The organism is Streptomyces sp. CA2R106 (genome assembly GCF_037034245.1).
Taxonomy (GTDB): Bacteria; Actinomycetota; Actinomycetes; order Streptomycetales; family Streptomycetaceae; genus Actinacidiphila.
This window is the reverse complement of sequence record NZ_JBAGKC010000030.1, coordinates 44,814-58,332: the sequence shown is the minus strand read 5'-3', so window position 1 is coordinate 58,332 and position 13,519 is coordinate 44,814. Positions and strand designations below refer to the sequence as shown.

At 72.0% G+C, this 13,519-nt stretch carries 10 protein-coding genes; 3 read left to right on the top strand and 7 right to left on the bottom strand.

Annotated elements, in window-relative coordinates:
- Nucleotides 1-9: 9 nt before the first annotated feature.
- Both WA788_RS29875 and WA788_RS29870 read left to right on the top strand, forming a co-directional pair.
- A complete protein-coding gene (locus tag WA788_RS29875; RefSeq protein ID WP_443034114.1) occupies nt 10-534 on the top strand; it encodes a hydrolase in 525 nt (174 codons plus the stop codon).
- A gap of 7 nt (nt 535-541) precedes the next feature.
- Nucleotides 542-1,264: an MBL fold metallo-hydrolase gene (locus WA788_RS29870; protein WP_335982558.1), complete on the top strand. Its 723-nt coding sequence runs from the start codon at nt 542-544 to the stop codon at nt 1,262-1,264.
- A gap of 46 nt (nt 1,265-1,310) precedes the next feature.
- Here the strand turns inward: WA788_RS29870 and WA788_RS29865 are convergent, their stop codons facing one another.
- The 5 genes from WA788_RS29865 to WA788_RS29845 all read right to left on the bottom strand — a co-directional run bounded on the left by WA788_RS29865 (nt 1,311) and on the right by WA788_RS29845 (nt 7,712).
- Nucleotides 1,311-2,336: a LacI family DNA-binding transcriptional regulator gene (locus WA788_RS29865; protein WP_335982557.1), complete on the bottom strand. Its 1,026-nt coding sequence runs from the start codon at nt 2,334-2,336 to the stop codon at nt 1,311-1,313.
- A gap of 125 nt (nt 2,337-2,461) precedes the next feature.
- Nucleotides 2,462-4,123: a glycoside hydrolase family 13 protein gene (locus WA788_RS29860; RefSeq protein WP_335982554.1), complete on the bottom strand. Its 1,662-nt coding sequence runs from the start codon at nt 4,121-4,123 to the stop codon at nt 2,462-2,464.
- Between the two features lie 160 nt (nt 4,124-4,283).
- Nucleotides 4,284-5,192 (bottom strand): carbohydrate ABC transporter permease, encoded by a 909-nt coding sequence (locus WA788_RS29855; protein WP_335982552.1) that lies wholly within the window; start codon nt 5,190-5,192, stop codon nt 4,284-4,286.
- Between the two features lie 23 nt (nt 5,193-5,215).
- Nucleotides 5,216-6,163 (bottom strand): carbohydrate ABC transporter permease, encoded by a 948-nt coding sequence (locus tag WA788_RS29850; RefSeq protein WP_435137127.1) that lies wholly within the window; start codon nt 6,161-6,163, stop codon nt 5,216-5,218.
- A 178-nt stretch (nt 6,164-6,341) separates the two neighbouring features.
- Nucleotides 6,342-7,712, bottom strand: a complete 1,371-nt coding sequence (locus WA788_RS29845; RefSeq protein WP_335982550.1) for an ABC transporter substrate-binding protein — start codon at nt 7,710-7,712, stop codon at nt 6,342-6,344.
- A gap of 547 nt (nt 7,713-8,259) precedes the next feature.
- Here WA788_RS29845 and WA788_RS29840 point away from each other — a divergent pair.
- Nucleotides 8,260-11,220: a CBM35 domain-containing protein gene (locus WA788_RS29840; RefSeq protein ID WP_335982549.1), complete on the top strand. Its 2,961-nt coding sequence runs from the start codon at nt 8,260-8,262 to the stop codon at nt 11,218-11,220.
- Between the two features lie 49 nt (nt 11,221-11,269).
- Here WA788_RS29840 and WA788_RS29835 read toward each other — a convergent pair whose 3' ends face one another.
- Nucleotides 11,270-12,631, bottom strand: a complete 1,362-nt coding sequence (locus tag WA788_RS29835; protein WP_335982547.1) for a DEAD/DEAH box helicase — start codon at nt 12,629-12,631, stop codon at nt 11,270-11,272.
- A 61-nt stretch (nt 12,632-12,692) separates the two neighbouring features.
- Entirely contained in the window at nt 12,693-13,499 is an 807-nt protein-coding gene (locus WA788_RS29830; RefSeq protein WP_335982545.1) for a LysR family substrate-binding domain-containing protein, read from the bottom strand.
- Between the last annotated feature and the right edge of the window lie 20 nt (nt 13,500-13,519).

The window sequence follows — 13,519 nt, the reverse complement described above, 5'->3', positions numbered from 1 at the left end:
GACGATCAGCTGCCCGACCCGGTCCAGTCCGGCCCGGTCCAGCCCGCTCCGCTCAAGCCCGACCCGCTCCAGCCCTCCGCCCGATCGGACCCGCACTCCCACCCGCACCCGGCCCACCCCCTCCTCTCCCTTCTCCCGGCCCCCTTCTGGCATGTCCCCTACGCCGGCGCCCGCCACCCCGGCTCCGCGGCCGTCGCGGCGCTGCCCGGCCTCGCCGCCGGCGCCAACTGCCAGCTGTACGCCTACGCGGTGCTCGCCCACTTCGGCCGCTCCCTGCCCGCCCTGCGCTCCAGCGACCTGTGGGAGGACACCCGGCACACCGTCCAAGCAGCGGCGGCCCGCCCCCTCGACCTGCTGCTGTTCAACAAGGACGGCGACGCGTACGGCGCCCACGTCGGCGTCTGGGTGGGCGACGGGCAGGTCCTCCACCTGTGTGCGGAGGTCGGGCGACCCGCGGTGTGGGGAACGGCCGACTTCGCCGCGCGCGAACGCTACCGCTTCCTCGTCGGCGTCAAACGGCTCCGCGCGGCATGATGAGCCGATGAGCGACGACATCGCGGTACGCCGTCTCGACCTGGGGTACTTCGTCCGTCCCGCGGTCGAGACCGGCGGCCGGGAACCACGCGTCGAGCCGGTACTGGCCTACCTCGTCCGCCACGAGGCCGGGCTGCTGCTGTTCGACACCGGCATCGGCGCCGCCGACCCGGAGACCGAGGCCCACTACCGGCCCCGGCGCCGGGAGCTGGCGGCCGCGCTCGCGGACGCGGGGGCCGGTCTCGCGGACGTGGCGCTGGTGGCCAACTGCCACCTGCACTTCGACCACTGCGGCGGGAACCCCTCGCTGGGCCGTACGCCGATCCTCGTCCAGGCGTCCGAACTGGCCGCTGCGCGCGGCGGGGACTACACGTTCGGCGAACTGGTGGACTTCCCCGGCGTGCGCTACGAGGAGTTCACCGGCGAGGCCGAGGTGTGGCCCGGCGTGTGGATCGTGCCGACCCCGGGGCACACCGAGGGCCACCAGTCGCTGGTGGTGCGCCGACGCGACGGCACCGTGGTGCTGGCCGGCCAGGCGAACGACTTCGCCTCCCACTTCACCGCCGGCCACCTCGCCCGTCAGGCCGCGCTCGACGGCGTACCGCCCCCACTGCCCTCCTACCGCCCCTGGCTGGACCGGCTCGCCGACTTCGACCCCCGCCGCGTGCTGTTCGCGCACGACGCCGCCGTATGGGAGCCGACCCGCCCGGGCCCGGCCTCGGACGGGTGAGCGATCGGCACCGCGCGTCAGGACCCCGCGGTCCGGCCGGGCCGCGTCACCCGCGTACCGGGCTGGTGGAGTTGCGGACGACCAGTTCGGGGGCGTGCAGGAACTCGCTGGGCGTGGAGCTCTCGCCGGTGATCTGGTTGACGAGGAGGGCGACGGCGGCGCGGGACATGGCTTCGATGGGTTGGCGCAGGGTGGTGAGGGGTGGGTCGGTGTAGTTCATGAAGGCGGAGTCGTCGTAGCCGATGACGGAGAGGTCGGCGGGGACGGTGAGTCCTTTGCGGCGGGCGGCGCGGGTGGCGCCGAGGGCGAGGACGTCGCTGCCGCAGATGAGGGCGGTGATGTCGTGGGTGAGGAGTTCGGCGGCGACGGCTTGTCCGCCTTCGAAGGAGAACATGGCGTGTCCGACGGGGTGGGTGGTGGGTGCGCCGGGGGAGCCTCCGGTGGGGCTGCCGGTGAGGGCCCGGAAGGCGGCGGCCTTGCGGCGGGACGGGGTGTGGTGGGCGGGGCCGACCATGAGGCCGATGCGGGTGTGGCCCAGTGCGGTGAGGTGTGCGTACGCCTGCTGCACCGCGGACACGTCGTCGGTGGACACCTGGGGGAAGCCGGCGGTGGGCCCCGTGCGCGGTCCGGAGTGGTCGATGGCGGCGTTGAGCAGGACGACGGGGACGTCCCGCCGGAGCAGGGCGTCGTAGTCCTCCGCGCTCATGCCGCCGCAGAAGATGACGCCGGAGACCTGCTGGTCGAGCAGCATGCTGACGTATTCGGCCTCGGTGAGGCCGCCGGCGGTGCGGGTGCACAGGACGGGGGTGAAGCCGAGTTGGACGAGGGCGCCGCCGGCGACTTCGGCGAGGGCGGGGAAGATGGGGTTCTGGAGTTCGGGCAGGACCAGGCCCACCAGTCGTGCGCGTACCCCGCGCAGTTGGGTGGGCCGCTCGTAGCCGAGCACGTCGACGGCGGTGAGGACCGCCTGCCGGGTCGCATCCGACACCCCGGGTTTGCCGTTGAGGACGCGGCTGACCGTCGCCTGGCTGACGCCCACCCGACGGGCCACCTCGGAAAGTCTACGAGCCATGGGGCATCACTCCGTGCGTGTCGGTCGTGGGTCGTGGGCCGGGACGAAGGGGCCGCCCGGTGCGGGGCGTTCGGGGCCGGGCGGCCGCTTCGCGGGGAATGCGCGGGGGAATGGGGGAAATACGGTCAGGGCCGGCGCAGCCAGACGGTCGTGTCGGGCGGCAGGTGGCCGGTCGCCGGGTCGAAGTCCACGTCGCTGGCCAGGAGCAGGTGGGCGTCCGGCGGCAGCGGCGCGGGGGCGGGGGAGAGGTTGGCGAGGCAGACGAAGCCGTCGGCGCGGGTGAAGGCGAGGACGGCGGGATCGTCGACGGGGAGCCACCGGAAGTCGAGGGTGCGCAGGCCCGGTTCGCCGCGGCGCAGTGTGAGGGCGGTGCGGTAGAAGGTGAGCATGGACCCGGGCCGGCCGTCCTGGGCCTCGGCGGTGCAGGAGGCCCACTGCGCGGGCTGGGGCAGCCAGGGTGCGGCCTGGGCGGTGTCGGGGCTGAAGCCGAACGGGGGCCGGTCGCCGGACCACGGTAGCGGGACGCGGCAGCCGTCACGGCCGACGTCGGTGCCGCCGGTGCGGTGGAAGATCGGGTCCTGCCGCAGGTCGTCGGGGATCTCCTCGACCTCCCACAGGCCGAGTTCCTCGCCCTGGTAGATGTAGTGGCCGCCGGGCAGCGCGAGCGCGAGCAGGAGGGCCGCGCGGGCGCGCCGGGTGCCGAGCGCGAGGTCGGTGGGGGTGCGGTGCTGGCGCAGGGCGTGGCCGAAGGAGGAGTCGGCCCGGCCGTAGCGGGTGACGTGCCGGGTGACGTCGTGGTTGGACAGCACCCAGGTGGGACTGGCGCCGACCGAGGCGTGGGAGCTGAGCGTGGCGTCGATGACGGTGCGCAGGGCGGCCGGGTCCCAGGGGCTGTTGAGGTAGTCGAAGTTGAACGCGGTGTGCATCTCGTCGGGCCGCAGGTAGTGGGCGAAGCGGACCGGGTCGGCGAGCCAGACCTCGCCGATCAGCGCGCGCAGCGGGGAGTAGGTCTCGGCCAGGGCGCGCCAGGAGCGGTAGATGCCGTGGACGTCGTCCCGGTCGATGTAGGGGTGCGGCAGCGGCGGGGCGGCCGGGTCGAAGTCGGGCAGGGCCGGGTCCTTGGCGGGCATGGTGGCGGAGTCGATGCGCACGCCGTCGGCGCCGCGGTCGAACCAGAACCGCAGGACGCTCTCGTGCTCCTCGCGCACCTTGGTGTTGTTCCAGTTCAGGTCCGGCTGCTCGGGGGCGAACAGGTGCAGGTACCACTCGCCGGGGGTGCCGTCGGGGTTGGTGGTGCGGGTCCAGGCCGGTCCGCCGAAGACCGACTGCCAGTCGTTGGGCGGCAGCTCGCCCGCCGGGCCGCGGCCGGGCCGGAACCAGAACAGGTCGCGGGCCTCGGCGCCGGGACCGCAGGCCAGCGCCTCGCGGAACCAGGGGTGCCGGTCGGAGACGTGGTTGGGCACGATGTCCACGACGATCTTCAGGCCGAAGGCGTGGGCCTCGGCGATCAGGGCCTCGGCGTCGGCCAGGGTGCCGAACGCGGGGTCGATCCGGCGGTAGTCGGCGACGTCGTAGCCGGCGTCGGCCTGCGGGGAGGCGTACCAGGGGCTGAACCACAGGGCGTCCACACCCAGGCCGGCCAGGTAGGGCAGGCGCTCGCGCACACCGGTCAGGTCGCCGACGCCGTCCCCGTCGGAGTCGGCGAAGGAGCGGGGGTAGACCTGGTAGATGACGGCGTCCCGCCACCACGGGGACTGCTGGGCGGCGGTGTCGTTCGCTGTGGCCACGGGGGCTGGCTCCTTGGATGAGAGGACGTGCGCCGTTCGCGGGCGCGGCGGGGCGGGCCCGGCCGCGGCGGCCGGGCCTGGCGGGGTCGGCTGGGCCCCGGGCGTGTCGGTTCGGCTGGGGGCCGGTACGCCGGCGGCGGGTCGTACCGTCCGGCGGGTCTCAGCCCTTGAGGGCGCCGGCGGACAGGCCGCCGAGGATGTGCCGTTGGAAGAAGAGGAAAAGCACGATCATGGGGACGGCCGCGATGGCCAGCCCGGCGATCATCTCGGTCGGCGGGACCTGCGTGGTGGAGGTCGACAGCCGGTGCAGGGCGACGGAGAGCGTCTGCTTGTCCGGGTCCTGGAGCACCAGCAGAGGCCACAGGAAGTCCTTCCACATCCCGACGACCGAGAAGATGGAGATCACCGCGAGGACCGGGCGGGACAGCGGCAGCACCACGCGCAGCAGCACCTGGAGCCGGCCGGCGCCGTCGATGGCGGCGGCGTCGAGGATGTCGCCGGGGATCTGGTCGAAGAAGCGCCGCAGCACGTAGATGTTGAAGGCGTTGGCCGCGCCCGGCAGCCACAGCCCCCAGGGCGAGTTGAGGAGGCTGACGTGCAGGATCGGCAGGTCGGTCACCGTCAGGTACGCGGGCACCAGGAGCGCCGCGGCCGGCAGCATCAGGCTGGCCAGCATCCCCGCGAAGACCACCTTCCCGAAGGCCGGGCGCAGCTTGGACAGCGCGTAGGCGGCGCAGACGTCGACCGCGATCTGGATGAACCAGCCGCCGACCGCGTAGTAGACGGTGTTGAGGAAGAAGTGCGCGATGTCCATCTGCGTCCAGGCGTCGTGGTAGGCGGCGAGGTGGACGGACTTCGGCAACAGGGTGGGCGTCTGGGCGGCGAACTGCTTGGGGGTCTCCAGTGCGGACGAGGCCATCCAGTACAGCGGGAACAGGAAGGCCGCGCAGAAGACCAGCACGGTCACGGTCAGCACGGCGAAGTACACGCGCCGGTTGCGGGGGCGGGCGAGCTCCTGGTCGGAGAGCAGGCTGCGGGTCGCCGGCGAGGAAGGCGTGGTCGTGGACATGGGGTGGGTTCCTTCCCCGGGTGTCAGTCGGCGTCTCGGGTCAGCCGCAGATAGAGCGCGGCGAAGACCCCGAGGACGGCGAAGAGCAGCACGCTCATGGCCGCGGCCAAGCCGAAGTCGTTGTTGACGGCGAAGGCGTAGCGGTAGATCAGCGTCATCACGGTGATCGTGGACGGGTCGGTGAAGCCGGTCATCTGGAACGGCTCGATGAACACCTGCATCGTGGCGATGATCTGCAGGAGGAGCAGGACCAGCATGATGAACCGCATCTGCGGCAGCGTGACGAACCGCAGCCGGGCCCAGATGCCGGCGCCGTCCAGTTCGGCCGCCTCGAACAGCTCCCCGGGGATCGACTGCAGAGCGGCCAGGTACATCAGCGTGGCCCCGCCCATGTTGGCCCAGGTCGAGACCAGCACCAGGGAGATCATCGCGGTGTGCGGGGACTGCACCCACTGCGAGGTGGGCAGGTGCGCCCCGCGCAGGACGGTGTTGAACAGGCCCTGGCCCGGGTCGTAGAAGTACTGCCACAGCATGACGCTGACGATCGGCGGCAGCATCACCGGCAGGTAGACCGCCACCCGGAAGAAGCCCTTGAAGTGCCGCAGCTCGTTGAGCAGGACCGCGATCACGAACGGCACCGCGTACCCCAGCACCAGCGCCAGGCCGGTGAACTCGGCGGTGTTCTTCCACGCCGTCCAGAACAGCGGGTCGGCGAACAGGTGGCGGTAGTTGGTCAGCCCCACCCACTGCGGGTCGGTGATCAGGTTGTCCTGCTGGAAGCTGAGGATCACCCCGCGCACCAGCGGGTACCAGGAGAAGTACGCGAAGCACAGGATGCCGGCGGCGAGGAAGGCGTAGGCCATCGCGTTGTCGGCGATCCGCCGCCGCAACCGCGAGCCGCGCACCGTGCGCGGGTCGGGGCGTACATGGGGACGCGCGTCGGGACGGTGCGGCGCCAGGGACGTCGCCATAGGGGTTCTCCTCGAAGCTGGATGGGTACCGGCCCGCGGCCGCCGCGACGGGGATCGACGGCGGCGGCGGGCATGCCGGGCGGGCACCGCGGCCTGGCGGCGGCGGTCCGCGGGCCGCGCGGTGCGGTCAGGGCTGCGCGCGGCCCGCGGACGAAGGGACGGAGTGGGCGGGGGCTGCCTACTGCCCGGCGAGCAGGGAGTCGACCTGCCGGGAGGCGGACGACAGCAGACCGTCGATGTCGGCGTCCTTCTGCGTGAGCACCTTGGCCATCACCGTGTCCAGCACCGCGTAGATCTGCTGGGCCTTGGGCGGCTCCAGGTTCAGCGGGACGGAGCCGGCCGCCTTCTCGAACGGGGCGTAGTTGGCCACCGGCTGGTTGGCGTACTTCTTGTCCGCCGCCGCCTTGGTCCGCTCCGCCGCCCCGGTCCAGATGTTCGGCTCGGGCAGGCCGACGGGCTGCTTGTTGGCCGCGGCGCGCTGCTGGCCCGCGGTGATCCGGTCGGGGTTCTCGTACTTGAACATCACCCACGCCAGGGCGGCCTTGATCTGCGCGGGGGAGTCCTTCGGGTTGAACATGAACCCGCCACCGCCGGCCAGCGTGCCCTTGCCGTCCGGCATCGGGCCCAGCCCGTAGTCGTTCGGGTCGCCCTTGTACTGCGAGGCGATGGTGGGGATGTTGTCGGAGGTGGCCAGGTACATGCCCAGCTTGCCCGAGCCCATCATCTGGAGCAGGTCGGCCCACTCCAGCAGTTGCCGCTGCCCCATCGAGCCGTCGGTCCAGCGCATGTCGTGCAGCTGCTGGAGGACGGCCTTGCCGGTGGCGTTGTCGAAGTCGGCCTTCCAGCTCCCGTCGCCCTGCTGCTTGGCCACGTCACCGCCGCGCGAGTACATCTCGGCGGTGAAGTGCCAGCCGCCGGTGTTGGACTTGCTGTAGTCCCCGTAGCCGACGGTGCCGTGGCCGAGGGCGGCGATCTTCTTCGCGTCCGCGCGGACCTCGTCCCAGGTGGTGGGCGGCTGGTCGGGGTCGAGGCCGGCCTGCTGGAACAGCTTGCGGTTGTAGACCAGGCCCATCGAGTAGTTGCCCTCGGGCACGCCGTAGCTGTGGCCCTGCGCGTCCTGGAAGACCTTGCGCAGCGCCGGCTTGACCTGCGCGGACGCCGGATAGTCCGTCAGGTAGTCGGTGATGTCCGCGGCCTGGTGCTTGGCGATGAGGCCGGCCGGGTCGGTGAAGTAGACGTAGAAGGCGTTCTCCAGCTGCCCGCCCGCCAGCTTGGTGGCGAAGGTCTGCGGGTCCATCTGGCCCTCGTGCGGCACCACCTTGATCTTGGGGTGCGCCTTCTCGAAGGCGGCCACGTCCTGCAGGAAGATCTTGCGGTTCACCGGGTCGGTCTTGGCCGGCATGTCGTTCACCGTGATGGTGACGCTACCGTCCTTGGACGCGGAGCCTTTCGAGGTGCTGCCGCAGCCGCTCGCGGTGAGAGCCAATGCCGCCGCCGCGGCGACGACGACGGCGATGCGGGCTCTGCTGCCCGCCGGGAAACCGGTCATGGATCGTCCCTGAAGTGGAAATGGGGAAGCAGGGGCTCTGCCTCCCCCGAGGTGACGCACAAGTTACGTGCCTCTTCACCTCATGGCAATACGTAAATGCAAAGACGCAAATCGGGGACCGCTTGATGGAACGTGTGCGCAAAAAGCTTACGAAACGGCGTGCAAAACCACGACGTGCGGTGCGGCGGTACGGCCGGGGCTCCGCCGGGGCTTCCGCCCAGGTCCCAGGGGCGTGCAGGCGGCGGCTGCCCACGGGCGGGACGGGTTCCGGCGGGGGAGCGGACGGGTCGACGGCCCGCCCGCGGAAGGGCGCGCAAGCGCGCGGCAAGAAGCGGACACCGCACCCGCGCTGTCGCCGCGCCCCGTTTTCACGCGCTTCCACCGAATTCGCCGCCCCTGCTGGGAACTCCCGCCGCGCAAACCCGAAAACGCCCGGAATATGGCGCGCGGCGGTCCGCGAATTCCGGTGGAACGTATTGCCCGGCGGTTAACGCCGCGCTACGTTGCGCGTCACCTCATTCCGCCTCCCCGATTCGGGAGACCCCTCATGCCCCACCATCCTTTCGCCGTACACCGCCGGGCGGTCGTACCGCTGCTGTCGGTCGCCGCGCTGCTGGCCGTCGTCGTCGCGCTGCTCGGCTGGCCCGGGACACCTGCGTCCGCGGCCTCGACCGGCACGACCTACCAGGCGGAGTCGGCGACGCTGTCCGGCGGCGCCAGTGTGCAGAGCGATCACACCGGGTACACCGGCAGCGGCTTCGCCGGCGGTTTCACCGACGGCAACCAGGGCTCCGCCGCAGCCACCTTCACCGTCACCACGAGCGCGGCCGGCTCCTACGTCTCCACCGTCCGCTACGCCAACGGCACCGGCTCCACCCGCACCCTGTCGGTGTACGTCGCGGGACAGAAGAAGGCCACCGTGTCCCTGCCGGCCACCGCCGACTGGAACACCTGGGCCACCGCCGACACTCCGCTGACCCTGGCCGCGGGCGCCAACTCGATCGCCTACCGCTTCGACAGCTCCGACAACGGCAACGTCAACCTCGACAACATCACCGTCACCCCTGCCGCCGCTCCCGCGGCCGGGCAGTACGAAGCGGAGTCGGCGACGCTGTCCGGCGGCGCCAGTGTGCAGAGCGACCACACCGGGTACAGCGGCAGCGGCTTCGTCGGCGGTTTCACCGACGGCAACCAGGGCTCCGCCGCAGCCACCTTCACCGTCACCGCGAGCGCGGCCGGCAGCACCCCGGTGACCCTGCGGTACGCCAACGGCACCGGCTCCACCCGCACCCTGTCGGTCTACGTCAACGGCACCAAGGCCCTCGCCACCTCCCTGGCCGCCACCGCCGACTGGGACACCTGGGCCACCCGCACCGAGAACCTCACCCTGGCCGCGGGCGCCAACTCGATCGCCTACCGCTTCGACAGCTCCGACAACGGGAACGTCAACCTCGACAACATCACCGTCGGCACCACGACCACGTCCCCGCCGACGTCCCCGGGCGGCGGCAGCGGCAGCGCCCCCGGCCAGGCGTACCAGGCCGAGACCGCGTTCTCCACCGGCGGCCCCTCGACGGCCACCGCACTGTCCGGATACACCGGCAGCGGCTACCTGACCGGCTTCACCGCCACCGGCGCGCAGACCGTCGTCGACACCTTCGCCGTGTCCGCCGGGACGTACCCGGTCGCGGTCACCTACCGCAACACCACCGGCTCGGCGCAGACCCTCTCCCTCTACCTCAACGGCGTGCGCTCCACCCAGCTCAGCCTGCCCGCCGCGAACGACTGGGCCTACGTGACGAGCCAACTGCCCCTGCGCGGCGGCCTGAACCTCGTCGGACTCCAGCACGACAGCGGCGACACCGGCGACGTGGCCATCGACAGCGTCTCCGTCGACGGCGGCACCGCCCCGGCCGCCCAGGGCGCCACCGTGCCCTGGACCGAGTACCGCGCCGCGAGCGCCGCGACCACCGGCAGCGTCCTGCCGGCCGGCCGCAACTACCCGAGCCTGGCGGCCGAGTCCACCGCGCGCAGCGCGGTGCAACTGAAGAGCACCGGGCAGTACGTCCAGATCACGCTCACCAAGCCCGCCAACTCCGTGGTGGTGCGCTACAGCATCCCCGACGGCTCCGGCACCAAGCCGCTGTCGCTGTACGCCGGCAGCACCAAGGTCACCGACCTCCAGACCACCGACGCCTTCTCCTGGCTGTACGGGGACGGCTACAACGACACCAACACCCCCGACTCCACCACCGGGCACCACTTCTACGACGAGGTCCGCTACCTCAACGCCACCACCTGGCCGGCCGGCACCGTCCTGAAGCTGCAGAAGGACGCCGCCGACACCGCCGCCTCCTACACCGTCGACGTCATCGACACCGAACTCGTCGACCCCGCCTACACGATGCCGGCCGGCTACGTCTCCGCGAGCACCTACGGCGTCACCCCCGGCAGCGGCGACGTCACCTCCGCGCTGACCAGCGCCGCGAGCCAGGCGGCCGCCGCCGGCAAGGGCCTGTGGCTGCCCGCCGGCACCTACAGCATCTCCGGCCGGGTCAACCTGGCCAACGTGTCGCTGCGCGGCGCCGGCCCCTGGTACACCACCCTCCAGTCCACCGCCCCCAACGGCGACGGCGGCCTGTTCACCACCGGTGGACGCAACCAGATCGCCGACCTGACCATCTCCGGCGACCAGACCTGGCGCAACAACAACCAGGGCGCCGCGGCCATCGAGGGCACCTTCACCGCCGGATCGCTCATCTACGACGTGTGGACCGAGCACGCCAAGGTCGGCATCTGGGCCGCCCCCGGCACCGGTCTGCTCGTCTCGGGCGTGCGGGCCCGCGACGTCTTCGCCGACGGCATCCACCTCCACGGCGGCTCCGACGGCAGCCGCGTCGAGCAGTCCTCGGTCCGCAACACCGGCGACGACAACATCGCGCTGGACACCGAGGGCGGCGACGTCACCCACTGCACGGTCTCCCACAACACGGTCCAGCTCCCGGTGCTGGCCAACGGCATCGGCGTCTACGGCGGCGGCAGCAACACCGTGGAGAACAACGCTGTCAGCGACACCGTCGTCAACGGCTCCGGCATCACCGTCACCACCTACTTCGGGCAGAACTTCTCCGGACCCACCACCGTCCGCGACAACCTCCTCCAGCGCACCGGCTCCTACCACAAGAACTGGAGCACCGACATCGGCGCGCTGTGGATCTACGCCGCCGACCAGGGCGACATTCTCCAGCCGATCTTTGTGACCGGCAACACCATCACCGACAGCACCTACCAGGCCGTCCTGCTCAGCTACGACCACAAGATCGCCGACATCACGCTCGACCACGACACCATCAACGGCGCCGGGACCTACGGCATCGACATCTACGACGTCACCGGCGCCATGACCATCAGCAACACCACCGTCACCGGCGCCTCCTCCGGCGGCCTGTACCTCGACGGATCACCCGGCTTCACCGTCACCAAGGGCGACGGGAACAGCGGGTTGTAACCCTCACCGGGGGCCCGCCGGGCGCAGGCACTCCGCCTGCGCCCGGCGGTCAGCGGGCCTTGCGTACGCGCGCGGCCCTGCGGGCCTCGGCCATCGCGCGCGCCTCCGCGGCCTTGCGGGACTCCTTCTTGGGGCGCCCCGTACCGGTGCCCAGCCCCCGGAACGGTGCCTTGCCGGTCTTCTCCCTGTCCTGCACCGGTGGACGCCTGGCGCCGGTGATGCCGGTCAGTGCCGCCTCGCCGGAGCGGACCTCGGTGACCGTGGGCCGGATGCCGGCGTCCGACATCATCCGGTTCACGTCCCGGCGCTGGCCGGGCGTGACCAGGGTGACCACGCTGCCGGACTCCCCGGCACGCGCCGTGCGCCCACCGCGGTGGAGGTAGTCCTTGGGGTCGGCGGGCGGGTCCACGTTGACGACGAGGTCCAGGTGCTCGATGTGGATGCCGCGGGCGGCGACGTTGGTGGCCACCAGCACGGTGATCCCGCCGTCCCTGAACTGGGCCAGCGTGTGCGTGCGCTGCGGCTGCGACTTCCCGCTGTGCAGGGCGCCCGCCCGTACACCGCTGCTCCGCAGGTGGCGGGTGAACTGGTCCACACCGTGTCGGGTGTCCAGGAACATCAGCACGCGCCCGTCGCGGGCCGCGATCTCGGTCGCCGTCGCGAGCTTGTCGGCGGGATGGACGTGCAGTACGTGGTGCTCCATCGTCGCGACGGAGCCCTCCGCCCGGTCGACCGCGGCGTGCACCGGCTCGCTCAGGTACTGCCGGACCAGCTGGTCGACGTCGCGGTCGAGCGTCGCGGAGAACAGCATCCGCTGCCCTCCGGGCGGCATCCGGTCCAGGATCTCCGTGACCTGCGGCAGGAAACCCAGGTCGCACATCTGGTCCGCCTCGTCCAGCACGGCGATCCGCACCCGGTCCAGGTGGCAGTCCCGCCGGGCCACCAGATCGGCCAGCCGTCCCGGCGTCGCCACCACGACCTCGGCACCCGCCCGCAGGGCCGCGACCTGCCGGTTCACCGACAGTCCGCCGACCACGGCCGCCGAGCGCAGCCCGACCGCCTGCGCGTAGGGGGCCAGCGCCTCGTGCACCTGCTGGGCGAGTTCCCTCGTCGGCACCAGGACCAGCGCGAGAGGGTGCTTCGGTGCGGCGCTGCGGCCCGCGGTGCGCGCGAGGAGCGCGAGCCCGAAGGCCAGGGTCTTGCCCGAGCCGGTCCGCGCGCGGCCGAGGATGTCCCGGCCGGCCAGCGCGCTCGGCAGGGTGGCCGCCTGGATCGGGAACGGTTCCCGCACCCCGCGCGCCTCCAGCACCCGCACCAGCGCGTCCGGGAGGTCCAGCTCCGCGAACGAACCTGCCGTCTGATCGGACCTGCCGGGCCCGAAGCGGCCGGCGGACGGCTGCTTCGTCGTCATGGGGTCCTGGTCCTTCCTCGTGTCGGCAGCCCCGAACCGACGGGGCCCCTTGTCCGGTGGGCTACGAGCGGCGGCGGGGTTTGCCGCGCCCGCCGCCCGTACTGCCGCTCCTGCGGGTGGGTTTCGCGCTGGAGCCGGACCCGCCGCGTGCGGGCTGCCGGCGCCCGTCCGCCGCCTTGCCAGGGCTCTTGCCCTGGGCGCCCTGTGCGGTCTGCGCGGTCCGGCCGCCCTGTGCGGTCCGGCCCGGAAGGGGACGGCCGCGGGTGCTGTTGACGGTGCGCCCGCGCACGATGCCGATGAGGTGCTCCACCAGGTCGGTCGTTTCGTCCTGCGACCAGGACAGGGCGACGCGGGACTCGGGGGCGCCCGGGACCGGCCGGTAGGTGAGGTCCCTGCGGTGGTGCAACCGGGCCAGCGATTGCGGGACGAGCAGCAGGCCCACGCCCGCAGCGACCAGTTCCACGGCGTCCGCGGTGGTGGCGGGGCGCTCTCTCGCGGGCTGCCCCGGCAGCTTCTCCCAGCTGAGGGTGGAGTCCAGCGGGTCCAGCACGATCTCGTCGGCGAGGTCGTCCACGGTCACCTCGTCGACCGCCGCGAACAGGTGGTCCTTGGGGACGACGACCACCGTCGTCTCCGTGTAGAGCGGGATCGCGCTGAGGTCCGGCCCGTCCACCGGCAGCCGGACGAATCCGGCGTCCGCGCCGGACCCGCGGTCCCGCAGCACGCCGAACGCCTCCGCGGCGGTCACCTGCACCAAGGTGAGCGGGATCTCCGGCAAGCGCTCGTTCCAGATCCGCACCCACTTGCTCGGTGTCACACCCGGAACGTATGCGAGCCGGAACGAGGAGGGTGCTTCCGAGCCTGTCACGCCACCAGGCTATCCGCTGC